23 protein-coding genes are annotated in these 26305 nt (G+C 35.5%); 3 read left to right on the plus strand and 20 right to left on the minus strand.

Features of this window, described 5'->3' with window-relative positions; translation table 11 throughout:
- Window positions 1–274 precede the first annotated feature (274 nt).
- The gene (locus HHT355_RS06265; RefSeq protein WP_103202573.1) at window positions 275–2086 is read right to left on the minus strand and encodes a methyl-accepting chemotaxis protein; all 1812 of its coding nucleotides are present in this window, start codon (window positions 2084–2086) and stop codon (window positions 275–277) included.
- 31 nt (window positions 2087–2117) lie between these two features.
- Window positions 2118–3158 (minus strand): Wzz/FepE/Etk N-terminal domain-containing protein, encoded by a 1041-nt coding sequence (locus tag HHT355_RS06270; RefSeq protein ID WP_103202574.1) that lies wholly within the window; start codon window positions 3156–3158, stop codon window positions 2118–2120.
- 405 nt (window positions 3159–3563) lie between these two features.
- On the opposite strand from HHT355_RS06270, the gene HHT355_RS06275 reads away from it, so the two are divergent.
- From HHT355_RS06275 to HHT355_RS06285, 3 genes are all read left to right on the plus strand, one after another.
- On the plus strand, window positions 3564–4193 hold the full coding sequence (locus HHT355_RS06275) for a hypothetical protein (RefSeq protein WP_146039172.1): 630 nt from the start codon (window positions 3564–3566) through the stop codon (window positions 4191–4193).
- A gap of 74 nt (window positions 4194–4267) precedes the next feature.
- On the plus strand, window positions 4268–5137 hold the full coding sequence (locus HHT355_RS06280; RefSeq protein WP_158245905.1) for a sensor histidine kinase: 870 nt from the start codon (window positions 4268–4270) through the stop codon (window positions 5135–5137).
- Entirely contained in the window at window positions 5124–5810 is a 687-nt protein-coding gene (locus HHT355_RS06285) for a response regulator transcription factor (RefSeq protein WP_158245906.1), read from the plus strand. The genes HHT355_RS06280 and HHT355_RS06285 overlap by 14 nt, the downstream gene beginning before the upstream one ends.
- A 330-nt stretch (window positions 5811–6140) precedes the next feature.
- Here HHT355_RS06285 and HHT355_RS06290 read toward each other — a convergent pair whose 3' ends face one another.
- The 18 genes from HHT355_RS06290 to HHT355_RS06375 all read right to left on the minus strand — a co-directional run bounded on the left by HHT355_RS06290 (window position 6141) and on the right by HHT355_RS06375 (window position 25975).
- Window positions 6141–7100, minus strand: a complete 960-nt coding sequence (locus HHT355_RS06290; protein WP_103202578.1) for a 2-hydroxyacid dehydrogenase — start codon at window positions 7098–7100, stop codon at window positions 6141–6143.
- A 198-nt stretch (window positions 7101–7298) separates the two neighbouring features.
- Entirely contained in the window at window positions 7299–8651 is a 1353-nt protein-coding gene (locus HHT355_RS06295) for an FAD-dependent oxidoreductase (RefSeq protein ID WP_103202579.1), read from the minus strand.
- Between the two features lie 18 nt (window positions 8652–8669).
- A complete protein-coding gene (locus tag HHT355_RS06300) occupies window positions 8670–10085 on the minus strand; it encodes an ABC transporter substrate-binding protein (protein ID WP_103202580.1) in 1416 nt (471 codons plus the stop codon).
- Window positions 10086–10109: 24 nt separating this feature from the next.
- Window positions 10110–11090 (minus strand): AEC family transporter, encoded by a 981-nt coding sequence (locus tag HHT355_RS06305; protein ID WP_103202581.1) that lies wholly within the window; start codon window positions 11088–11090, stop codon window positions 10110–10112.
- A 13-nt stretch (window positions 11091–11103) separates the two neighbouring features.
- Window positions 11104–12063: a D-2-hydroxyacid dehydrogenase gene (locus HHT355_RS06310; protein WP_103202746.1), complete on the minus strand. Its 960-nt coding sequence runs from the start codon at window positions 12061–12063 to the stop codon at window positions 11104–11106.
- 83 nt (window positions 12064–12146) lie between these two features.
- Window positions 12147–13049 (minus strand): sugar phosphate isomerase/epimerase family protein, encoded by a 903-nt coding sequence (locus HHT355_RS06315; protein WP_103202582.1) that lies wholly within the window; start codon window positions 13047–13049, stop codon window positions 12147–12149.
- A gap of 230 nt (window positions 13050–13279) precedes the next feature.
- On the minus strand, window positions 13280–15331 hold the full coding sequence (locus tag HHT355_RS06320; RefSeq protein WP_103202583.1) for a hypothetical protein: 2052 nt from the start codon (window positions 15329–15331) through the stop codon (window positions 13280–13282).
- Complete coding sequence (locus tag HHT355_RS06325; RefSeq protein WP_103202584.1) at window positions 15328–16035, minus strand: RraA family protein; 708 nt, start codon at window positions 16033–16035, stop codon at window positions 15328–15330. Before HHT355_RS06325 ends, HHT355_RS06320 begins: the two co-directional genes overlap by 4 nt.
- A gap of 58 nt (window positions 16036–16093) precedes the next feature.
- A complete protein-coding gene (locus HHT355_RS06330) occupies window positions 16094–16945 on the minus strand; it encodes a carbohydrate ABC transporter permease (protein ID WP_103202585.1) in 852 nt (283 codons plus the stop codon).
- 12 nt (window positions 16946–16957) lie between these two features.
- Window positions 16958–17863, minus strand: coding sequence for a carbohydrate ABC transporter permease (locus tag HHT355_RS06335; protein WP_242967564.1), 906 nt, complete (start codon window positions 17861–17863; stop codon window positions 16958–16960).
- 196 nt (window positions 17864–18059) lie between these two features.
- Window positions 18060–19532 (minus strand): ABC transporter substrate-binding protein, encoded by a 1473-nt coding sequence (locus HHT355_RS06340; RefSeq protein ID WP_158245907.1) that lies wholly within the window; start codon window positions 19530–19532, stop codon window positions 18060–18062.
- A gap of 273 nt (window positions 19533–19805) precedes the next feature.
- Window positions 19806–20840, minus strand: coding sequence for a Wzz/FepE/Etk N-terminal domain-containing protein (locus HHT355_RS06345; RefSeq protein ID WP_103202587.1), 1035 nt, complete (start codon window positions 20838–20840; stop codon window positions 19806–19808).
- A 105-nt stretch (window positions 20841–20945) separates the two neighbouring features.
- Window positions 20946–22112: a nucleotide sugar dehydrogenase gene (locus HHT355_RS06350; RefSeq protein WP_103202588.1), complete on the minus strand. Its 1167-nt coding sequence runs from the start codon at window positions 22110–22112 to the stop codon at window positions 20946–20948.
- 88 nt (window positions 22113–22200) lie between these two features.
- Window positions 22201–23220: a GDP-mannose 4,6-dehydratase gene (locus HHT355_RS06355; RefSeq protein WP_103202589.1), complete on the minus strand. Its 1020-nt coding sequence runs from the start codon at window positions 23218–23220 to the stop codon at window positions 22201–22203.
- A gap of 73 nt (window positions 23221–23293) precedes the next feature.
- Window positions 23294–24289 (minus strand): hypothetical protein, encoded by a 996-nt coding sequence (locus HHT355_RS06360; RefSeq protein WP_103202590.1) that lies wholly within the window; start codon window positions 24287–24289, stop codon window positions 23294–23296.
- 31 nt (window positions 24290–24320) lie between these two features.
- Window positions 24321–25088 carry a hypothetical protein gene (locus HHT355_RS06365; RefSeq protein WP_103202591.1) on the minus strand — a complete coding sequence of 256 codons (768 nt, stop codon included), beginning with the start codon at window positions 25086–25088 and terminating at the stop codon, window positions 24321–24323.
- 18 nt (window positions 25089–25106) lie between these two features.
- Window positions 25107–25751: a nucleotidyltransferase family protein gene (locus tag HHT355_RS06370; RefSeq protein WP_103202592.1), complete on the minus strand. Its 645-nt coding sequence runs from the start codon at window positions 25749–25751 to the stop codon at window positions 25107–25109.
- A gap of 5 nt (window positions 25752–25756) precedes the next feature.
- Window positions 25757–25975 carry a hypothetical protein gene (locus tag HHT355_RS06375; protein ID WP_103202593.1) on the minus strand — a complete coding sequence of 73 codons (219 nt, stop codon included), beginning with the start codon at window positions 25973–25975 and terminating at the stop codon, window positions 25757–25759.
- Between the last annotated feature and the right edge of the window lie 330 nt (window positions 25976–26305).

The following is a 26305-nucleotide window of genomic DNA, read 5'->3' on the forward strand; positions in this document are numbered from 1 at the left end:
TTAAGCATTTTAGTTTATTAGCACTTTACCATACTACCACAACAACGTACATTATGCAAGAAAAAAATAGATTGTCGCATAATTCTATCCAAATTACTATTTGGTTTACACACCGTAAAAAGAACATCTAACTAATTTTGTGCGTCATAGTCGGACTTATTAGTACGCCAATGACGCACAAAACACGCTAGATGTTCTTCTAATGGTGTATTACAATTATATCTATTTCCTTTTTATAATATAATTTTTAGAAAACCCCATAAATATTTATAATTTATTCCACTTTAAATTCCTTAACAAGATTATTCAGGTCGTTAACCATCTCATATAATTGAGATATGCTTTCGCTTATATCAATGATTGTAGCTGACTGTTCCTCGGCAGCTGCGGAGATTTCCTGAATATTGGCTGAGTTTTCCTGTGCCCTCTCTGAAATATGTCCAAGCATTTCAAGTATTTCGTCTTTCTTTTGATTAATTATTCGGTTATGATCAACAATGACTTTGATTTCCTCTATCAATGCCTGCAGTCCGTCCGAAATCAATCCTATAATTTCTTCTGTTTTTTCTACCGACCGATTAATCCTATCCACACCGGACCTGTTCTTTGATATGAAATTAACAACTGCGGCGGTCTGTTCCTGAACCTGCCCGATTTTTTCATGTATATCGTTTACGGCATGGGAGGTCTCGTTGGCAAGTTTACGGATTTCCTCGGCAACGACTGCAAAGCCCAATCCGTTTTCTCCGGCCCTGGAAGCTTCAATGCTGGCATTTAAAGCAAGCAAGTTGGTCTGCTTTGCTATGTTTGATATAATGTCCGAAATCTTACCTATATCGACTGAATATTCTTTCATTTTACTTACAAGTCTTTCGATAACTGCGGTATTTTCGTTATTCTCCAAGGCAGCATCTTTTAATTCTCTTACAGATTTTAAACCAAGTTCCTTAAGTTTAATATTTTTTTCGACTACGCTGCCTATTTTATTGCTTGCTTCTGCAGTTTCCTTAATATTTTCCCCGAGAAGAATAACCTTATCCACTCCTTCTGCCGTTTCCCTGGACTGTTCGTCAGTCTGCATTGCCATCTGGGATATGGCACCTGTAACTTCCGATGTGGATTTGGACACATACCCATAAGATTCTTTTAACTTAGCCGCATATTTGTTCAACCTTTCTCCTGACGTTACAATCATTTTTACAATCCGATTTAAACTGTCAACGAGACTGTTGACGCTGTCTCCCAAAAGCTTCATTTCATCTTCGGTTTTTATATGTATTTTGTCAACGGTCAAATCTCCCTCAGACACTTCGGATAATTTTTGGGAAATCGTTTTTATAGGATCAATAATTCTTCCGGTAATCTTTAGGCTTAATAATAAAGCGGCTGCCAAAACTATAACTATACCGATTAAATTGTAGGTCATTATGATATTTGACCCTCTTGCCAGCTCCTTGTCATAAATGACCGCACTGACAATCCAGTCCCAGTAAGGAAAATACATGGAATATACAAGCTTGCTGTCAGTTATAAGGCTGACATCTTCATCCAGGGCGTAATGAGTGGTTCCGCCGCCGGATTTTGCTTGTTTTATAATCTCATGTATTATGTATCTTCCGTCATGGGATTTTAAGTCATAAATATTGTCTGACAAGAATGGATGGTAAATAACATTGCCTTCCGAATCAATAACAAATAAATATCCCGATTCGCCTAAATCAATTGAATGCTGAGCATATATACTGTTAGCGGTAGCCGCACTGGTGGCATCATTTGCCTCAGTGGTCGCTCCTGATACTCCGTCAATAGAAGTCTTGGTCAGATCCCCAATGGATGAAAGTGACAGCATTTTAGCTTCTTCCTCTGTCATCCAATTCGATTCATCCAAAGTATAACGGTAATTCCTGTTAATCTCCACCATGGTTGCTTCAACAGCATTTTTTAAAATAATGAGATTGGAACGGTTTAGTTCCCTTTTGGAAATAATGTAATTTACAACTGATATTCCTAATAACGATGTAACAACCGTTACAGATATCAAAACATAAATTTTCTTCCTTATACTATCCATCTTCAATATCTTCAATAGCAAATTCAACTCCTATCTTTTGTCATTTTTACTGCATGTCCTTTTTAAACCAAAATTCCCTTATCAGTGCTGCAAGCACAGATACCATCGCCCCCAGTACAGCACCGATTAATATATTTCTAAAGTTATTCGGGCTGCTTTTTCTGCTGGGAGCTACAGGCTCGGATACTAAATATATATTACTTGTTGTAACCCTAACTATCTTATTGCTTATTTCATTAAACTCTCCCGTATTATAATATGCTTCAATTTCAGCTTTCTTTGCTTTAAGCTCATCAAGATAAGTATTATACAGGTCAATGTTGCTTTCAATAGTATTAATGGTCTGTTTAATATCAATAATGTCCTGCTCAAGAGCAGTATAATTCGGGTTAATGATATTTTCCATAATAACTATATTACTGATTTTATCTGCGGATTTTATACTGTCGATAGCTTCTTTCTGGTTTATTGTCATCGGAGTACTTGCTAAAAGTTCAGTGTATTTTTCCAAAAGTGCTTTGTTTGACTTAAGTTCCACATTCAAAGAACTTACCTGAACCGAGTAATAATCAATAAAGTACTCTACTGCTCCTTTAGCCGTAAGTACATCAACAAACTCAATATAATTGTTATATAATACTTCGGCTAAAAGCTTTGCTTCCTGCGGATTATTTGCCGCTACCCGGATAACAAAACTGTTTTGGCCTGCATTATTATTGTTGGTCTGAACAATTGAAATTCTGTCTCTTAAAGATTCGATTGAAATTTCGTTTGTATCATAACCCATATCTTCTATAGTATTTTTTAAAATCTCAGAACTCGTTATCAGGTTTATATATTGTTCATTAGTAGAAATAGGCAAAAGAAAATCTCCGTATTTCGTCTGGTATGTTTCCGGCATATTAATGATTATGTCAAGTCTTGCATGATAAACCGGCTTCAGGATAAATATGCTGAAAATGCCTGAAATCATCGCAGCCGCTAATGTGAATATTATTATTAAAACCTTCTGCTTCCATAAGGCCATAAAAAGGTCCTGCAAACTGATTTCTTCATAAAAATCCTGAGAGTAATTATTGTTGCTCATAACCAACTCCTGCTTTTTTATATTAGAGCAATTTGCTCTAATTAGATTATTATATCATTCGATTTTAATTATAGCAATAAACTATTATACCGGTCATACTGGAAACATACTCCTATAGTTCAGATATAAAAATTAAACCAAGGAGTATTATCTGTAATGATTTAAAAGGTACTTTGTCTCTTAAGACTAAGCATTATTTTTTATATATGTAATTTTACTACAATATTTGTAAATTGCATATATCAAATTTTATTTTAAATACTTCCAAGGCAGTAAAATTTTATGTCAAAGAAGCAAATAGTGCCATTTCCCTAATTGGTTGTATAATTTATACACCTTACATTATGTCAAATATATGTTATACTTTTATAATAAGACATTCATTGGATTTTATGGCTTGCTGTATTGGGGGATAATACGGCACTTACTATAATAATTATGGGATTTTTCTCTCTTGTTTTTGCCTTACGTGTTCTAAAGAACAAATATAACCTGCTTTTTATTATAATGGTTATAGGCATGACTATATCTCTTTTTACCATAATTTCCGAGATTTACAGAAGCAGCAACTATCTGGTGCCTTCTTCCTTTGTATATCGCGGAATTGAGTATAATCTTTTTTTGCTTTTTAGCGGACGACTTTCAAAAATATCCCTTTCTAACCTTCAAATAATCCGAAATATCGGTATCATTACTTATCTGACAGCTATAATGCTTTTTGCCAATACATTTAACAAAAACATTCTGACAAAAAATCAGAAAATAAAACCGGTTCTTCAAATTCTACAATATACTATACTGGCTAGTTACATTATTATATATTTTATTTTTTATCATCCGGATACGGCTTTTGCCATATACCTGATTGATAATAAACTAAAAATCCAGGGAACTAATGAATTATGGGAAAGCTTTATCATTAATCTTGATAACGCAATGAATATTATAGCATTCCTTTATATGTTATATCCTATAGGATTGCTTATAAGGAATTTTTTCAAAAATAAAATATCTTTTTTTCAAAACAGCTTATAGGCTTAGCGGCCAGTTTGTCCCTCATAAATACGATATTTTATTTCATCTTTTTTACCGGAACATTCCGCACCTCGGTGCATGACGTATTCCAATACGCTTTCTGGCGGTATAAACTGGAAGTCATTGTTCCCAGATACTATGCCACTGTCCTTCCGCCGCTGGCTTTTATAATTTTGCTTGCCATTTTGCTTATTGCCTATAAATTTAAAACAGACAATATGTTTAACTGGTTCAAAGAAAGGGCGATTAAAAAAAGCCTAACCTTGCTGAACAATAATCTGAAAGATGTTTTGCACTCGGACAAAAATATTATGTTTAACATAAAAATTCTGTCCGAAAAAGCTCTTGCAAGCTACGGAACCGCGGAAGGCAAAGCCCAGCTTGAAAAAATACTTTCTTTATCAAACAACCATATGGAGTCAATCGCGAAAGCATTAAACAACATAAAAGATTTAAAAGTCAGTACAATCCACAACAATTTGATAGATGCTATTGAATCTGCGATAAATGAAGTAAATATACCGGATTATATAGAGATAATCAAAATTTATCATGATACCGAAGTATACGGCAATTTTGACATGTATCATATGAAACAGGCCTTAATCAACCTAATTACTAATTCACTGGATGCCATATACTCCAAAAATGTAGAAAAAGGCATAATACGAATAACCGTTAACTCCAGTATTGAGTGGATATATCTTTCAATCCGTGACAACGGTTGCGGTATTCCCAGAAAATATATTAAAAAAATATTTAATCCCTATTTCTCCACAAAATCAAAGCAGAATAACTGGGGTATAGGTTTATCATATGTATTCAGGGTAATCACCGCCCATTACGGTCATATGAGGATAAAAAGCAAAAAAGACGAATATACAAATGTTGAAATTCTTTTACCAAGAAGTAAATCTTTTGGAGGTCAATATGGAGAAGATTAAGCTGTTAATCGTAGATGATATGGAAGACATTCGGGAATATTTTAAAATGATACTTTCAAGAGAGCCTGATATAGAAATAAGCGGCCTTGCAACCTCGGGAATTGAAGCTATTCAAAAAGCTAAGGAATTAAAGCCGGATGTCATACTTATGGATATCCAGATGGAAACAAGAACTGCCGGAATAAATGCTACCAAAATAATTAAGAATAATAATCCGGACACCAAAATAATTATTTTGACAATTCATGAAGAAGACGAATATATATTCCAGGCATACTGCGCCGGTGTTATGGATTATATTGTAAAGACCGATTCTATCTCACAGATTCTTAATTCCATACGTACCGTTTATGCAAATAAGCTGATGCTCCGGCCCGGAGTGGCGAATAAAATAATCGAAGAGTTTACAAGACTTAAAACTCAACGATCCAGCTTAATATATGTTCTTAATATCCTGTCCAAACTGACAAACAGTGAATATGAAATACTCAAATCCTTCTTCGAAGGCGGTACATACAAATCCATAGCCGAAGAAAGATACGTATCCATAGCGACCGTAAAGAGTCAGGTAAACAGTATACTTAAAAAATTTGAAATGAAAAGTATGAAAGAAGTCATAAAACTTCTTAAGCAAATTAACTTCTCAGAGTTTCTGAACAGGACCGTAATTTAAATTGCATAATAGACCCTGTATTTTTACCATACGGCAATTTATAAGCATATAAAAAAGCACTAAAAACTTTTTATATTTTTCAATAAGGCTTAAATATTCATCCATAAAAACCTAATTTTCGGTAAAATTAAAAAGATTTTTAATTATGTTAAGCATATAATTTTAATACCGTTAAGCAACATAGCAAAGCAAAAACTATTGATTAATCAGCTAAATATTTATCTTTAATTCAGGCACCGTTACATTTAGATTCATGTTATTTAATAAATAATTGGGTATACAGATCCAGCCGGAATTAAATTTCCGATTGTATCTATATACCCTTAATTTTTACAGCATGGTATTGATCTGCTTTCCTTCAAGCCATGCATATATATTTTCAAAAGCTATTTTTGCCCTTCTTATCATTGATTCTTTGGTGGCATATGCAACGTGCGGGGTAAGCAAGGTATTGTCTGTGGTGACAAGCACATGGTCTGTAGGCAATGGAGGCTCGATTTCAAACACATCTATGGCAGCACCTTTAATTTTTCTCTCCTTTAATGCCAAAGCGGTCGCTTCGATATCAATAACCGGGCCTCTTGCACAGTTAATAAGCAGAGCAGTCGGTTTCATCAAAGCCAGCCTTTCCTTATTGATTAAGTTTTTGGTTTCTTCCATTAAAGGAACATGAAGGGTAACGATATCACTTTCCTTTAATAGTTCTTCCAGGGCTACATACTTAATTCCCAAAGCCTCGCCCTCTTTTCTTACGGTTACGTCATACCCCAGCAGCCTGCAGCCGAAGGCTTTAAGAAGTTCAGCTACTTTAAGTCCGATTTTTCCTGTTCCTACTATACCTACCGTCTTACCTGCCAGTTCCGATCCCATCAGGCCTTCGGAAGCCATAGTCTTGCCCTGCCTTACGGCTACATTGCATTCCACAATATTGCGAAGTTTGCTTATAATCATTCCGATAACCAGCTCAGCCACAGCCTGGTCGCTGTAACCGGCGCAGTTAGATATTTTTATGCCCTTATTTATACAAGCATTTTTATCGATATGGTCTATTCCGGTAAAGGCAACGGATATAAATTTTAGCTTGTCTGCCGCTTCTATAACTTCTCCCGGCAAAGGGTTGTTGGCGATAATAATGGCATCTGCCCCCTGAACTCTCCTTTTTAATTCTTCGGTATCTTTGGTTACGTTATCATATATCACAAACTCGTGATTTTGCTCCTTAATAGGCCGTGATAACTCCTCAATAATTTCACTGTTTACGTTTAACGGTTCCAATAATGCAATCTTCATATTTATACCTCCTATAATCAAAAAAATTATCATTAAAGTATAAAATAACCTTGTTACTCAAATCCGGTTTTATTACCTTTACAGATTAGCCCCGGATATTTATATAAATATATGTAAATCTGCACCCATAATCCGTATGTTGTGTACATAATTAGCCGTAAACTAAGCCTTAAAACCGTATACATAAGGCATTCAAAATCAAATCGGCAGTTTAACACCCTGCTCTTTTAACACAGACTGAAGTTTTTTTACGTCAATATTCTTAGGCGATATTTCCTCTGTACAGGCAATTCCTGCTGCCGTTCCGGCTGCCTGACCCGTAAGCATGCAGGCTGAAATCCCTCTTATGCTGCTTTCTGCCACATGGTCGGTACTGATACACCTTCCGGCTACAAGAAGATTGCCAATATCTACGGGCAGCAGACACCGGTACGGAATAGTATAACTTCTGTTATCGGTAATAGGCTCATAGATATGGCCTTTATATCCTCCGCCTTCAAGCTTTCCGTCACCGTCCATATTTCCGTCCGGCGACAGCATATCATAAAACCTCGGATAAACCGCTATTGCATCGTCAAACACCTTTTGGGCTTCAATGTCGTCTTTGGTAAGTTTATACAAGCCCTTTATTCTTCTGCTGTCCCTGAAACCGATTTCCGGAGCTATGGACGCTATCTCAATATTTTCAAATTCCTTATAATTTTTCTTTGCATACTCATAAAACTCCATAATATACTGCCTGCACTTTATTTCCCCTTGAGTAAGCCCGTCAATATCCGTAGGGTCAATCATATATTCGCAGGGATAATTTACGTAAGAAACCATACCTGCCGGTGTCAGACGACCGAAAGGCAAATCCTGGCGTTTGCAGCTAAGTCCGGTCTTTCCCGCCCTGTAATCCTCATGAAATTTCTTTCCTATTCTTTTTAGGCCGTCACCGTTTTCCGTAAGAGCTTTTACGTCTGCTCCCACAATCCTGAAATTTAAGGTGCCGGGCTGGCAATAACCGTCCTTATCCCTTCCCTGTTCAAACGGTACACCGGCACTGTAAGCCACGTCACCGTCTCCGGTACAGTCTATAACAACCTTGGCTTTTACGGCTACCGGGCCTTTTTTGCTTTGTATTATTACACACTCAATTTTGCCGTCTTTTACAATCACATCATTAACAAAGGAATGAAATCTTATATCAACCCCTTCGCCAAGCAAAAATTCATCCAAAAATACCTTAAGATATTCGCTGCTGAACCGATGGGGTGAATTTTCTCTTATATCATGGGAATTTCCAAACCTTTCCCTGTACTTTTTTTCTATTTCAGCGTATATTCCGTTGGCCTTAAAATTGGTGCCGTGAAGGAAATGATTGCAGGTTTCAACATAGCATCCCGTAATATTGCCACCGAGAAAGCCCCTCTTTTCAAGCAGCATCACGCTTTTGCCGCTTCTTGCTGCGGCAACAGCCGCACCGATTCCTGCCGGGCCCCCTCCAACAACAAGGATATCCACTTCTTTTTTTACTTCTACATCTTTTGCCTTAATTGTATATTTCATCGGTTATCCTCCAATACATTATTTATCCCTTTTAAAATTACTGATTATTTCTGCAGGTTGTCTGTATTCGTCCCGAACTGTTTGGGGAAGCTTTTTAAATGCTTCATTGTAACGCTTATCTAAGTCTTCTAGGACTTCTTCCACGGACATATCATCATAGACTCCTGCAAAAATATCTGAAATAGTCTGCCTGTATAAAGTCCCGTCAACCCTAATTATGTTTTCCGGTGTAGGAAGCATAAGCACCTTGTCAGGTATATTGGCAAAGTCGGAAAAACCCTTTAATGCCGGTTTGCTCTTTGCCATATCAATTGCCTCCTGACGGAAAGGTATATAAAGGGATTGGGAATACATCTGGGCTGCATTCTCATCGGAATAAAAGAACTTTAATACTTCCATAGTTTTCTTCGGTTTATCGTAAGCCGAAACACTGATCCCAAGCAAAGATGTGGCATCGGCAAACTCTTTAAATGCCGGCTCGTCCTCTGTAAATGAAGGGACCGGTATTACAGACCAATTAATATTTGCGGGAAACTGATCGTTATAAACACTGGTGTCAAAACTGGCCCCGGGTATCATACCTACCCTTCCCTCGGCAAACTGGGCTCTTGCGGCATCCGCATCCAGGTTTTCAAATCCGGGAAAGACACTGTTATCGTCAATCATTCCTTTTACCGCCTTAATAACCGGGGCAAAAGCCGAAAAATCAAATTCCATAGTTTCATAGTTAAATCCCACATGGCCTACATTTACACCGTTGGGCCTGATAAGATAGGTACTTATCATCCAGTCTGACTTAAGCCCCAATATCCAGCCATACGCTTTGCCGTCACTTGCCTCGGTTATCCGCCTGGCAGCTTCCCTGACCTCATCCCAAGTTTTAGGGTAACGGTCTATTCCTGCTTTTTTAAATAAATCCTCGTTTATGATAAATTTGTAAGTAGTCAAATTATATGGCAGGGTATATACCTTTCCGTTAAAAATATGCTGATTATTGATAAGATAATTGCCATAACTTTCTGCCAGTTCCTGTCCTCCGGGAAGATCAGTAATAGGTACCATATAGCCCGCACTGATAAAATCGGGTACCAAAACCATTGTGGGCCTAAACAGTTCCGGGGCAGTTCCTGCAGCCATAGCCTCTTTTATGACATCCTGATACTCCGAGCCGAATACCGTATATTCAATCTCAATACCCAGTTCTCTCCCTTTCGTCCTGTTAAACTCTTCAATCTGTTTAAGCCTCAGTTCCTTCTCATGGGCATTATCGGACCATACACGGATCTTTTCCGTAGTAACCTTTTTTGTCTGGTTATTGCCTTCCGTATCACCATAAGGAGGATTGCCTGTATCTTTGCCTGCACAGCCTGCAAGGCCGAATACAAAGCACAGTAAAACCCCTAAAATAAATATCCTTACACCGGTATGTTTCATCTTATCCTCCTACAGTTAAGAAACTTAAATAAGCATCTCTGCTATTTTAATAATAACAGGAACGGTAACAATCGATAAAAGAGTTGTAACCGCAAATATCTCCGCAGCCAGTACCGCATTTTTATTGAATTTAATTGCAAACAGTGTTCCTATAGCCGCCGTCGGTACTGCTGACATTAAAATAGCTGTTATTTTAACCGTTTCATTAATCGGCAGCCAAAAAAACATCATGACAGAAATAAGGGGTACAACCAATAGCCTTATTAAACTAATATAATATATCCTCAAATTTTTGGTAAATAGTTTTACAATATTGGATTTTCCAATGGTTACTCCCGCAATCAGCATGGCAAAAGGCGTATTCAGGTTTGCTATGTGGCCCAGTGCCTGATATACAACGTCCGGGACCCTAATCTGAAAGATAAAGCAAATAAGGCCGACAGCAATCCCAATAATTGTAGGATTTATCAGCTTTTTGAAGAAATCCTTAAAATTTAAGTTCTTTTCTCCGGACATCATCATTACGCCATGGGTCCATGACAAAATATGAAAAACAGTAAATGCAGCGGTAACATAAAATACACCTTCGCTTCCGAAAATCCCGTTCACCAAAGGTATTCCCATAAATCCTACATTGGCATATATGGCTGCAAAACGTTCAACTTCTACATTTTCCGCATCAACATATTTTTTTATACGGATTTTGTCCAAGACAATAACTTGCTTTCTTTTTTTCCTGATAAGGATATAAGAAGCAAGAATACCTACAATATGTACCGCAAAAGACATCAGCAAGGAAATAAGCAAACCCTCAAGAAGTTCTTTACTGAAATCTCTTTGGTAAGATACAAAAATTACTATGGGATTAACCAGCATCAATAATATATTTGACAGCTTACTGTTGGTAGTATCGTCAATCAGTTTGGTTTTGTAGCAGATAACACCGATTAGAATTATTATAAATATAATAAGAATTTGATTTACCAGTATACCTGAAAAAGACATAAAACACTCCTGTTTACCTTATAGTATTAATTGGATTTCCTTCAATAAAAGCCTTGAGATTTTTAACAACAATGTTCATAAGCCTTTGTCTTGTTTCCTTGGGAGCCCAGGCAATATGGGGCGTAATTATTATATTGGGCGCAGAAAGCAGCGGATTGTCCTCTTTTATCGGCTCTACCGACACAACATCAACTGCGGCTGCAGCCACTTTTCCGCTTATTAAGGCATCCCTCAAATCTTCTTCTACAATAAGGGGGCCCCTGGCGGTATTTAAAATTATAACCCCGTCTTTCATTTTGCTTATGGAGTCTTTGTTTATAATGCCCTTGGTTTCAGGAAATAGAGGGCAATGCAGGGATATAACATCGGATTCTCTTATAAGTTCGTCAAAAGAGACCTGCCTTCCTATATCCTTAATGTCTTCCTCCTTTATGGGGCTGCGGTTATAGGCAAGAATATTCATACCGAGGGCTTTTGCAATTCTTGCCGTCCCCTGCCCGATCTTTCCGTAACCTATAATCCCCATAGTTTTTCCCGCAAGTTCGATTAAAGGATATTTCCAATAGCAAAAGTCCGGGGACTTGGACCAGTCACCGTTTCTAACCGAAGCCCAATGCTCTCCGATATGATGGCATAATTCCAATAACAGGGCTATGGTAAACTGGCTTACGGCATCGGTCCCGTATGCCGGAACATTGGTTACTACTATATTCCTTTTATTCGCAGCCGCCACATCAACCACGTTGTAGCCGGTGGCCAATACGCCTATATACTTTACTTTCGGACACATTGACAGGATTTCGTCCGTTATTACTGTTTTATTGGTAAACACAATTTCCGCATCTTTCATTCTTTCCACAACAAGATCCTGGGGAGTCCTGTCGTAAACCGTCAAGTCCCCCATTTTTTCCAACTCCTCCCAGCTAAGGTCGCCGGGATTTAATGTATATCCGTCAAGGACAACCATTTTCATAACATTCATTCCCTTCTGCCTATAATCCGTAATATCAGACTGCCAGCGTTTTGCTCTTGCCGCTTATTTTACTTATCAAATATTTAGTCATCCAACAGTGCCCATGCCCGGTTTATTACCCTCTTTGTATTGGCAAGAATAATATCTGCATCTTCACCGGGTCTTGGTGTTACCTCCAATGAAAGTACATATGGATTATCCGGCCTGAAAAAGCCTTCTTCTTTCAGGACCTTAAAGAACTCCAAAAGCTCCGGAGTATCATTAGCCGAATTGGGATACCCGAATCTGGGGTGGAGGTCACCGTATGCGTCACAGCCGGGCTTAACAACGGCATTTCCTATATGCAAATGGGTAATATAAGGCCTTAATGTCCTTATAACATCACTGATGGTTTCGTATGTGGTAGGTATATGGGACAAGTCTACCAGCAAGCCAAAATTGCTGCAGCTTTTTCTTACGTCTGCCGCAAATTCTGCCGCATAAGGGGCAGGGCCGATTAAGGCAGCCTTATCCATATCATAGTCAAAAACCTCAAGTTCAACCGTCATACCCTTCGTTGCAGCATATTTACATACATTAACGGTAGTCTTTAACAACTGCTTATAAGCCTCGTCTTTTGTTTCTTCCTTCCATTTGCCGGCAAGAAACGCAATGCCTTTTGCTCCAAGATAAAAAGCTTCATCAACAGCCTCCAATAAAGTAGCTTCAGCTTTCTTACGCCCTTCTTCGTCTGTATCATTGGGATTAAGGCCGGTTGATAACAAACGCGGCTGGGCTCCGTAACATACCTTGATATGGGACTGTTCAAGCAAATCTTTCGTCTGCTTGCGGAGTTCGTCATCCTTAATCTGTGTAATCTCTATGGCATCAAAATAATCGTCTTTAAGTATCCTTTTTAAAGAATCTATATAATCATAATGTGCAGGCGGATAGCTCATCCAGAGAATAGTCCCAACCTTAAAATATTTATGTATACTTTCTTTCATATATCTGAAGCTCCTTTCATAATCGACATTAATCGTAGTAATAACTATATAATACTACCATGGTATACTTGCTGCAACATAATAAAAGCCATTGACAATTTATATGCTGTAGCAAAAAATACCTAAATTTATGCCATATTATATGCCTGAACAGGCAATGCCAAATTACATAAAAACTACAAAAGTACAGTAAAAAATTCATTATAGTATCTGCTATTAATATAGGTAAATTACGGATTTTCGGCATGAAGAATATCAAGAAGCACCAGCTTGTCAAACCTTTGCAGGTCCACAAAGCTAAGCAGCCTTCCAAGAAGCTGGGGCTTATACATGGATTTTGATTTGGCAGAATATTTAAGCCAGTTCTCTGCTGCCCTTTCAAGCATATTCTTTGCATCCAATCTGTATTTTTCAATATTTTTGTACCGGTATAAGCACAGATAAACCGCAGCTTTCAGCTTGGCAGCATAATAATGTCCCAAATAGCCCAGAGCTTCTATATCATCAAGAGTATATAAAAGTTCATTGTTGTCGGTTATTCCTGCCCTCAATTTTAGAACGCCGTTGATTGCATTTTCGGCATGATTATAAATATTGTCAGCGACAGAAAGGGGGGATATTTTTTCAGTCGTCTTGCCTTCAGCAATTAACCGGCAGTACTCATTTACACTATGTATATTTTCTCCGGGCATTACGGGACAATTTATAAACTCATTGATATCCGCAAAGATTAGTTTGTCCTTTTCAAAATCATACATACATGATCCTTCCGGATACCACTGAAAATCAAAATCATGCCAATGGACCCTGTTTAATTCGGGCACAATTTCAGAGGCTTCCTTCCATGTCCCGTACAGCTCTTTAGCTTCGATGTTACTTATATTAAAGTGACTGCTTAATTCATCCGTAAAATACCCGTCCGCAAGATCAATACGATATGAAAGAAGACCCCAAATGCGTATCATATACCACATCTTGGCTATAAACAGAGGATTAGAAGTATCTCTTAAGTCCAAATAGTCCCTGCCCCAGGTAAATCCGTCCGCTCCCATATAAAATCCCGTCATTATATCAACCGGCATGTTTTTAAGGTACTCTCTTGCAAATTCGGGATTACCCCATCGGTACATATAAAAGTCATCGTTTCTGACTGTCAGCCAGAGTTTATGATTATTCCTTCTGATTTTTAGAAAATCATCGATAAAAGCCGGCCTGATGCTGGAATACATATGGGCCTGGGAATATTTAAAACTGATTTCAAAATTGCACGGAAAATCATTAAATTCGGTTACGATATGTTCATATCCCGCATAATGCAGCCTGTGGATGAATCTGAACTCTCTGTCCGGATGAACGGCTATATAATCCCTGACCGCTTTGCCGTAAGTATCCGCAAGGAATTTTATATCCCTTTCATCCCTTTTCATATTTTCTCCGGCGGTTACCCCGATACCGGAAAGCAGAGGATATGTATCCATAAGATCGTACACGGAATGGTATATATAATCTTTTGTCACAGGATTGTCCATATCACAGGTTATTCCGTAAGGATTGTTTTCTGTTCCGTAAACGAAGAGATTCCATGTAAATAAAAATATCTTAATACAACGGTTATGGGCATATTCCATAACGGATTTCCAGAATTCTATTTTTTCTTCAATGGACATTTTCTTTACGGTAACTAAGCTTTCTTCCATATCGTCATCATACATACGAAGCCCCGCAAGATCCGTCTTTATTGGCCTTAGGGATACTTTGACATCGTCAAGGGCCACTTTTGGGTATTTTTTGGTCCGTACAAGGGAAGGAAATGGGGATAAAGACCATAAAGACAAAACATTATATCTGTCCATGGCCATTCTGTCCAGGAATTCGGTCCAAAAACCGAAATCCCACATATTTTCAATATTATAAAATGCAGAATCGGATGCATCGGAATAACTTGGTGTCCTTGCATCAAGCGGGATATTAAATTTAATACCCCGCATTTTAATATAGGGTGTAACCTTAAGGTCCTGCAAATTTATAAGGCCTTTTTTATGTATAATATCCCGGCTAAGGTCCAGTATGCCGTACATAAAACCAGCATCGTCACCGGCTTTTATAAGTACCGAACCGTTATGCAGCTTTCGTTCATACCCTTGAGCTTCTATGCCGTCATCATTCATAAGTTTTAGGTCAAATTCGAAGGAAAGCTCCTTCTCTTTAAGTTCCGCTTGTAGCCTATCTAAAGCCCACCTAATCGGTTCGGTAATCGTAATATTTGAAATTATCTTAATCATTTGCTTAATCTCTCCAGGGTTTCATCCGGCTTAAAGCCCAGGGCTTTGTAGTGATCGCTTCTTGTTTTAATATCTTCTTCAAGCTGCAGTTTTGCAAACTTGATTACATCTTCCGCCACTTCTCTGGGGATTACCAATACTCCGTCATCGTCAGCGCATATAACGTCACCGGGCTTTACGGTTACCCCTGCGCAGTTAATAACTTCTCCGACAGTTCCGCCCTGTACGCGGCCGTATGAGTGGGTAAAGGTTCTTCTGGTGCAGAATACGGGAGCATTCTCCAGATTGGTCTCATAAGAATCCCTGCAACCGCCGTCAATAACAACCCCTTCAATACCGCGGCGCATCATGTTCATGGCAATCTCCGAGCCCCAAAGTCCGCCGCGTATACCGTCCATATCTATAACAACAACCATGTCTTTGGAATTTTCTTCTGTAATGGTATCCACAAAGCTATAAATATTATTACATTCTCTTGAAAGCTCTTCTTTCCATTCTTCAACGGTTTTGCATTCTTTGACCTTGCCCTGTTTCGGATATAATTTAACGGTATGGGCAAATCCTTTAAACTCAATACCAGGGCGTAAAGGCCTCATTCTTTCATCCATAGTCCCAACATCCACAAGTCCCAAAGCATCCATAGCATCGGATAAGTCTGCACATCTGTACTTTCTAAGTTCTTTAATTAATTCTTCATTTGTCATATGACATCATCCTTTCAAATTTAATTTTACTTATCTGTAATTTTTATATTTTCAAAAATCAGCCTTTTACCGCTCCGGCCGTAAGTCCTTTAATAAAATAGCGGTTAAATATAACATAAACTACAATCATCGGGATAATGGCTATAGAAGTACCCGCAAGCATCAGATTCCAAGAAGAAGCCGCAGCTCCCGTACCTTTTAAGTTCATAATACCTACAACTAAAGGCATGCGCTTAGGGTTTGACAAGGTAAATACCATAGGCATAAGATAATCGTTCCATGCAAATCTGAACTCCAAAATTGCTAAAGTTGCAATAAGAGGCTTTAACAGCGGAAAAATAATGCTTCTGTATATTCTAAAGAAAGTACATCCGTCCACCTTTGCCGATTCATCAATTTCCGGAGAAATCGTCCGAATATAAGATCTGGTTACAAATAAGTTGGTAACGTTCAGACCGAAAACACGGATGATTATTACACCCCATAAGGATTTGTTTATCCCGAAAAATTTTGCGGTCATAAGCTGGGGATATAAAGTAAGGCTTCCCAAAGAAACAAACATTGAAGATACAACCATGGCAAATAAAAAGTTTTTTAACCTAAAATTACCCCTTTCAAACACATATCCTGCTATCGTACTGGTAAATATTGTTCCTACAACAACAAAGAACGATAAAAAGATACTGTTGAAAGTATATTGCTTAAAATTGGCCAGTTTCCAGGCCTGAACATAGTTGTCTGTAATAAATTTTTCAGGTATCAAACGGCCGCTGTTTGCAAGAAGTTCCATATTGCTTTTAAATGAACCCATAAATGTATAAAATAACGGAAATACAGTGAATATGAATACAATCAGAAGTAGCAGATATATAATTGTATTCCCAAGAATCTTCTTATATTTGTAATGCATAAGAACCTCCGATTAATAACTGTTGCCCAGCTTTTTACTGGATTTCATATAAATAAGTGAAATCATGGCAAGCACTACTGCCGTAACCAGTGCCATACAGGAAGCATAACCGACTTCTATCGTCCTTCCGTCATATCCGAAGAAATATTTGAATACATAAGTCATAACAACTTCCGTCTTACCGCCGGGCTGACCGTTTGTAGTAGACAGGATTAAATCCGACATCTTTAAGCTTCCCACTATAGCATTTAAAAGTACAACCTGGAAAGTAGGCCCAATCATAGGCAAGGTAATTTTGAAAAACCTTTGAACAGGATTAACTCCGTCAAGATCGGCACATTCATACAGTTCCTGCGGAACACTCTGCAGGGCCATCAAGAAAAATACCATATTGATACCGAAATTATTCCATACAGATGCCAGTCCTATGACAAACATGGCGCTACCCTTATAACTGAACCAACTGATTGGCCTTTCAATAAGGCCTATATTTTGCAGCATACCGTTGACAATACCGTTAAAAGACGCAAACATCAGGGAGTATATAAGACCTGCAATTGCCGCGCTTATAACTGTGGGCATAAACAAAACCGTACGAAAAAACCCGGTTCCTTTCCTTCCCTTATTAAGCAATACTGCAAGCAGCAAAGCCAAAGGTATCTCGACTGCAAGCTTTCCGAAAGACAAGATAATAGTATTTAATAGCGAATTCCAGTAAGTTTTATCCCTGGTAAATACCCTTACGAAGTTTTCAAAACCAATAAATGTATCCTTGATACCGTTGGAATCATAAAATGCATAACGTAAAATATATATGATAGGAAAATAAGTAAAAAGAACGAATCCTATCAGCATCGGAGACAGCATAAGAACTGCCTGTGTCGAATCTTTTTTAAACCAATTTGTTTTACTTTTCACCGGCAATCTTCCTTTATTTCAACTTTGTCATACTTTTTTATTTACTAATTAAAGCTGCCTCTGTATCATTTATTCACTTATCTTTACTTTAGATGGGGGTAGGTTTTATATGGGGGAATTTCAGATACATGAGGCAGCTTAAATATTTAATTAATATAAGATTATATATTTCTTATATAGGCTATAGTAATGAGAACTAATTGCTTCTTTCAACAGTTACGCCTTCCGGCAGCCTGTAAAGTTCCACCAATGCCGGGTCAACCTGTTGAAGCGCAGCATTATATTTGGCATCGATTTCTGCCATAATCGATTCCACATCGTTTAAGGCAGGATCTGTCCAAATCTTTGCAATTGCATCACGGTATGTATCACCCTCAAACTTGATTAAAGTATCGGGTACGGGAGCCATTGTAAAGATTTCATCAAAGTTTGCAAAAGCAGAGAAATTCTTCATGCTGGGCTCTTTAGTGGCAAGAGCAATTGCCTCTTTTCTTACCGGAATATATAATCCTTCTTCATACATTTCAGCCGCATTTTTATCATCATAGAAGAATTCCAGTACCTTAAGAACCTTTTCGGGATGTTCAAGGGCCCTCTTACCTACGCAAAGGAGGTTGGTAGGATTACCGAAAGCTTTATATTTAGGCTCTTGTCCGTCAAAAGTAGGAATATCTATAACTGCCCAGTCAATTTCTGCAGGGAATTGAGTGTTATATACAGCTACGTCGAAGCTTGCCGCACCCAACATACCTATTGTTCCTGCTGAGAATTGAGCTCTTAGCATATCGGCATCCATAGTTTCATATCCCGGAATTACACTGCCTTCTGCTACCATTTCATCAATGGCTTTAATTAACGGAACATAGTCAGAATATGCAAATTGCATCTTCTCATAGTCAAATCCGTAATGACCTATGTTCTGGCCTGCCGGCATGGTATAGAAAGAAGAAATGGTCCAAAGTGCACTGGGTGCTATACCAAAACCGTAAGCCTTTCCACCGGATTTCTCAGTTATTATTTTTGCTACTCTTTTTACATCGTCCCATGTCTTGGGATAATCGGCTTCGGTAAGTCCGCATGCAGCAAATAAGTCTTTGTTTATTACAAATCCGTACGTAGTAAGGTTATAAGGAAGGGTATAAGTCTTTCCGTTAAATACATGAGCCTGATTAGCTACCAAATCTTTATATTTGCTAAGCAGTTGTTCACTGCCTGGCAAGTCCTCAATAGCTACAAGATAATCTGCGTCAACAAAATCCTGCATCCATTTTGAGTCGGATCTGAAAAGATCAGGAGCTTCGCCTGCCTGAGCAGCAATCTTTATTGTGTCGGTATAATTGCTGCCGTAGACAGTATACTCAATGTAAATCCCCAGTTCCTTACCGATTGTTTCGTTAAACTCTGCGATCTGCTTATCTCTCAATTCTTTCTCATGAGCATTGTCAGACCAAACCGTAATGGTTTCCATGACAACTTCTTCATTAGCTTCTACTTTACTCTCCTCATTCTTGGAAGAAGTATCATCATTTTTCTGCTCAGTTTTATTACCGGTGTTGGTATTTGCAGGGTTGCTCTCAGATTTTGAGCATGCCGCAAATAAACCGGAAATCATAAGCAGCGCTAAAACTAATGCCATAAATTTTTGAGCTTTAAGTTTTTTGCTTTTCATAAATCCCTCCATAAATTAGATAAAATTGATATAGAACTTACCGACAATTCAATTATATATATAAAATGTCAATAAGTAAGATAGATTTTTTATGCAACTTGTATAGGGATTTTCCCATTTAACTCTAAAAAAGTTTGATAAAATATAGAACTTTTACACAAAAAAATAAGCCGCATAACTTTTGCCTTATAATAAATGGCAAAATATATGCAGCTTATCGTGTAATCAGCTATTGATATTATAAAGTTTTAATAATTATAAATATTGCTTTTTCTATTTTGATGTAAACCAAAATTCCTTTATAAATACTACAACCACTGCAACCATGCCTCCCAGCACTGCCCCTATTAAAACATTCCTCATATTGTTCGGGCTTGATTTTCGGCTGGGTACAATAGGTTCTGACGGCAAATATATATTGGTCTTTGCTATACTTTTAAATTCGTCATTTAGCACATCCCAGTTACCGTTTGATTTATAATCAGCTATTTTTTCTTTTACCGCATTCAGCTCATCCAGATACTGATTATAAACCGCCATATTATTTTCAATATTATTAATCGTTTGCTTATTTTCAATAATATTGCTCTCTATCTTGGTATAGTTCGGATTAATTATATTTTCAAGGATAACATAATCGCTGACGCCAGGATTATTATATAATTCTGACATAGCTTCTTTTTGATTTATAGTCTGGGGTGTCTGTGCCAGCAGGGCTTCGTTTTTGGCTAAGGTCTCCTTGGTTGTATTCAATGTAACTTCTAAAGAAGCCAAATCAACACTATATTTATTTATGTAATAATCCACAGCCCCTTCAACTGTCATCAGATCTATAAACTCATAATAATTATTAAATAACGCCTGAGCCAGTTCTTTGGCTTCCTGCGGATTGTCTGACGCAACTTTTATAAAGAAGCTATTTTGCTTGACATTTGCCTTGGTTTCAGGAATTTCAACAGTGATTCTGTCCCTCAATGATTCTATTGTCATATCCTCATAACCCATATCTATGATGGTATGGGCTAAGATCTCAGAACTGGTAATTAAATTAATATACTGCTCGTTTGTAGTTATGGGTAAGGTATATCCTCCGTATTTTGTTAGGTATTTTTCCGGCATATTAATAATTATATTTAGCCTGGAATGATATACCGGTTTTATAAAAAATACACTGATTACACCGGTAAGAATTGCCGAAATTAAAGTGATGCAAATGATTAAAATTTTCTTTTTCCAAAAAACCATGAATAATTCTCTTAAGTCAATCTCGTCTGTCATCATTTGTTCTGTGTTATGTATTTCATCCATAGTAATTAATCTCCTTTATTTATTCCAAGGACTAGTATACAGGCAACAAGAATATTTTTCAAGTCTAATAGATAATTTAAGGCAAAATTACTAAAATAAGATATATTAATCCCTCTGATACAGGTCCCTGGTATATACTTTATCCAATACATCCTTTAAATCATCTGACATACGGTTAGCTATTATAATATCACTTTGTTTCTTAAACTCATCCAAATCCCTTATAACCTTTGAATTAAAGAAACTGTCCTCTTTCATAGCCGGCTCATATACAATTACTTCTATGCCTTTTGCTTTAATTCTTTTCATTACACCCTGAACTGATGATTCTCTGAAATTATCCGAATTGGTTTTCATCGTCAGACGATATACACCCACCGTCTTCGGATTTTTCTTAATAATCATATCGGCTATATGATCTTTTCTGGTGCGGTTGGCATCTACAATAGCCTGGATAAGATTATTTGGAACATCCGCATAATTTGCTAAAAGCTGTTTTGTATCCTTAGGAAGGCAATACCCTCCGTAACCGAAGGAAGGATTGTTATAATGATTCCCTATACGGGGATCTAAGCAAACCCCTTCAATAATCTGTTTTGTGTCAAGTCCTCTTACTTCCGCATATGTATCCAGCTCATTGAAAAAGGCAACCCGCATGGCAAGATATGTATTGGCAAAAAGCTTTATAGCCTCTGCTTCTGTCGGATTTGTATATAAAACAGGAACATCTTTCTTTATAGCGCCTTCAAGCAGTAAATTTGCAAAGACTTCCGCCCTTTTGGATTGCTCTCCCACAACTATTCTTGAAGGATAAAGATTGTCGTATAAAGCTTTTCCTTCTCTTAAAAATTCCGGCGAGAAAATGATATTGTCGGTTTCAAACATCTTTTTTACTTTTTCCGTATAACCGACCGGTACGGTAGATTTGATTACCATAACTGCATCCGGATTAATGGAAAGAACATTGGCTATTACTGCCTCAACAGATCTGGTATTAAAATAGTTCTTTTCAGGATCGTAGTTGGTAGGTGTTGCAATGATGACATATTCTGCATCTTTATATGCCAAATAGTTATCTGTGGTGGCGGTAAGGTTTAAGTTTTTGTGTGCAAGATATTCCTCAATCTCATTATCTATAATAGGTGAACGGCGGTTATTGATCGTATCAACTTTTTCTTGTAGTACATCCACTACTGTTACTTCGTTATGTTGTGCTAGTAAGACAGCATTGGACAGGCCAACGTATCCAGCTCCTGCGACTGCGAGTTTCATTGTACGACTCCTCCAAAATCTTGATTAATTTTATATCTGCTATATTGCTGTATATAGTTTTATAATTTTTCATGGGAATAATCTTATACTACTTTACATTATAATATTTTACATACCAATCAGTAAACCTTTGCAATCCTTCCTCAATAGAGGTCTTAGGCCTAAATCCTACCGTCACATGTAATCTGTCGGTAGATGCATAAGTTGCAGGTACGTCTCCGGCTTTTATAGGCTCAAATATTTTCTCGAAAACAACTTTCCTGCCCAAAGAATTACTAAGTGCATTTTCTAAAGCATTAATAAATGACATAAGTTTAATCGGGCAATTATTGCCTATATTATAAATCTTGTGGGCGGCGCTGTCATCGGTTGCTGCAGGTGGTTTATCAATTAACCTTATAATGCCTTCCACAATATCATCTATATATGTGAAATCACGATAAAGGTCATGCTCAAAATCTCCGTTATTAAATATCTTTATAGGCTCTCCTCTAAAGTATTTATCAGTAAAACTGAAATATGCCATATCCGGCCTTCCCATAGGTCCGTAAACGGTAAAAAATCTAAGTCCTGAAGCGGGTATTTTGTAAAGATGACTGTACGTATGAGCCATCAGTTCATTGGATTTTTTTGTTGCGGCATATAAAGATACAGGATTATCAACAAAATCGGTTTCTTCAAACGGCACTTTTTTATTTGAACCGTAAACCGAGCTTGAAGATGCATATATCAGATGTTCCACGGGATAATAACGGCAAGCTTCAAGTATATTAAAGAAACCTATTATATTACTATGCATATATACATCTGGATTCTCTATTGAATATCGTACACCGGCTTGTGCAGCAAGATTTATTACTACGTTTGGCTTGTACCCTTTAAAAACGTTAAAAATCTTTTCCTTATCTGCAATATCTTCTTTAATAAATGTAAAATAATCATACGACTGTAAATTTTTTAGTCGATCATACTTAAGATTAATATCGTAATAATCATTAATATTATCTATACCTATTACACGACATCCCTGTTCTAGAAGTCTTTTTGATAGGAAATACCCGATAAATCCTGCTGCTCCAGTTATTAAAATAATATCATTGTAAACCATTTTTACCTCACTAATATTATTAAAAATAAAAATTGTAATACATAATGCTGATATAAAACTAACTAATGTAATACTAGTTGTTATTATTAATGTTTTTGAAGTGATCTAAATGAAACATTTTAGTCCAGATATTTTGTTGTATCTTTCTATCATTAACCCCAGTTCTTATATAAGTTATAGAATAATTTTCTGGTATTTTTCTTATTGCTACTCGATAAGGTGAAACTGATTCTATCTTATATTCATAATCTTCAAATATGAAGTCTAAGTTATCAAATTTATATTGAACACGCTTTTCTGGTAATTTATTAGTTTGCGATGTATAAACATGATATAAAATATAAGTTTTTCCATTCTCGTCAAAATCAAAATTTTCAGTAGCAATCCAATATAATTTATCTTCATAAAAATAAACGTACATACCTATATCTTTCTTATAAAAGCATAATTGTCCATTTATAAAAACTTCTTTTATCAACTCTGACTCTATATTTAAAATAGGATAGTCAAAATCATTAGGATTATAAGCATACAACGTATTATTTAATATAAATCGATTCGATGAAACCGTTTTTCTTACTTTAATATTATCAGATGAATTATTTACATCTTTATAGTCTATATTAATTAAAATTTCATAAACATTATCCCTTTTTAATTTTTTTTCTTTAGTTGTTGCAACAAAACCTGAATTCGTAAAATCATACTCGCATTCAAAATATGAATTTACATCATTTCTATTCATCTGCTCTACTTCAAGCCAAATTTCTTCATTATTTTCTATATTCTTTAGAAATACAGAAATTTCATTTTGTAAAGTATTTTTACCCAAAATAAATGCATAACCTTGTATAATTATTCTATCATTTTCGTTAACTACACTTTCTATTGAATTTATAAGATTAATATTATTTTCAATTGTATACTCTCTAAATTTTTTTATCTCAATTTTTTTATTAAATACATAAAATGTAAATATTATTATTAAACTCAAAACAATGCATACAATCAATTGCATAATAAAGCTAGTATGTATTTTATTAATAGTAAATTTAATATATTTTTTCATATATATCTCCTTATCCTATAAAATAATTTATTTAATCTCTATATAAAAATTTTTTTATAATTTTTTTCCCTTTTATAAATATATTTCTACATTTTTTATATATATAAATTAAAACTCTTTTTACCTTCTTACTATTCCATTTAAAAAGTAAATTAATAACAGGATAACGAGGTGTATTATATTTTCCATTTTTAAAATGCATTCTTATAACAGGTATTTCAATATTTCCATACTTATAATACAAATAGGATGCTCTATGTTGCCCATCTCTTATAGTATTTTGAAAATTAAAAAAAACCAAATATTGATTATTTAAAGGATAATTATATTTATCAATAGAAAATTTTATTTTTTCTAATCGATCAATATTAGTTTCTCCAATCATATTTTCTTGTTTATAATTTAAAAGTTCATTATTATCTCCATTTAATGCTTTTACAACACGTGAATATTTTAATGATTTTATTACTGGCATGCCTAAAAAATTTTTTGTTTCAACTAATATATCTTCTAATTTTATTTTTGAATATTCAATCTTTTCCAAATCCAATAAAAATTGGCTTATTTCTGATAAAAATATAGGGTCAAAATTAGATGCATTAAAACCTTCTACATTAATTAATTCATTTAAAACATTAATTAACACTTTGTTTAAATTTAATAACTCATCTATAGTTAAATCTACTCTAAAATCATCAAGATGTATATGAATTGCTTCTCCAATATTATCTTCAATTCTGATAATTTTTCCACTAGTTAATTTTTTTTCGGCTAGGTACACAACCCCTGGATTACTCATTTTAAATCTCCTTTTACATTAATAATCTTTAAATTGAATATAACTTTTAATTATTAATTCATATTTATGTGATTTTAACAAATCAAGTAAATATGGAGTAAATTTAAAGAAAATTAATTCTAATTTCTGTTTAATATTATCAATTTTGGTAAAGCCTAACAATCTATCTATTTCATTTACGTAACCATCTTCAAATTTTTTCTTATCAAAAACACATCTTGTTAATAAATGTATTAATTGATCTTCATCTGACATCTCATACCAATTATAAATATTATTAATTTTTCTATTTATCCAAACACTATCATTTATTTTTTGATCAATGGGAATCCATTCTCTTCTATTTAAACTTCTACATGATAATTGATAACAGATATCTAAATTTATATTATTTTTGGTGAACATTTCAAATTTGTCCATATTATATAAGAAAATAAAATCTAATCCATTATCCAAAGGATGTTTAATTTTTTTCCATCCATTATTTTTAAGAAGATTATGTAATTTTTCTTTACTTGATGGATGTACTAAAATATCAATATCTTTATTTGCTTTAAAATTATTAGGTAACTCATTATTAATATTTCTTAATAAAACATATTTTACTTTATTATTATTTAACATCTCAAAAATTCTAAGAATATCACTAGAATTTACATACAAATTTATCACTCCTCAATATTCTTCATACTTTTCATTTTATTTACAGCTTTATTAATTAGTGCTGCAAATTCTATAAACTCAGTTTCACTAAAATTATACCTAATACGATTATTTTGAATATGAATATATCTCGGACCATTTTTAAATGTTGCTTTATTTAACTCTATTATTAAATTACAATCTCCAATTTTAATTTCTTGTAAATTTTTTATTTTTTCGCCCATAATACACCTCTAAAAAAAGAATAAATTTCATTTTTAAACATAATACAAAAAATACCGATATTCAAAAATAATACCAATAAATTACCACATAAATTTATTTTATTATAAAATATTGAATAAATTATAAAAGAGCATAATGGTATTATAAAATATAAATAACTAATTTTTAAATTAATATATTTCTTTAATAATAAAATACGTATTAATACTGATATTGAAAACCCTAAAGTTAGTGAAAAACTTGCTCCATTTACTCCATAAGGTCTAATTAATAAATGACATAACAGTACATTAACTATAGCACCAGCCATAGTCGAAGTAAATACATGC

It is taken from the genome of Herbinix hemicellulosilytica, from assembly GCF_002904165.1.
GTDB lineage: Bacteria > Bacillota > Clostridia > Lachnospirales > Lachnospiraceae > Mobilitalea > Mobilitalea hemicellulosilytica.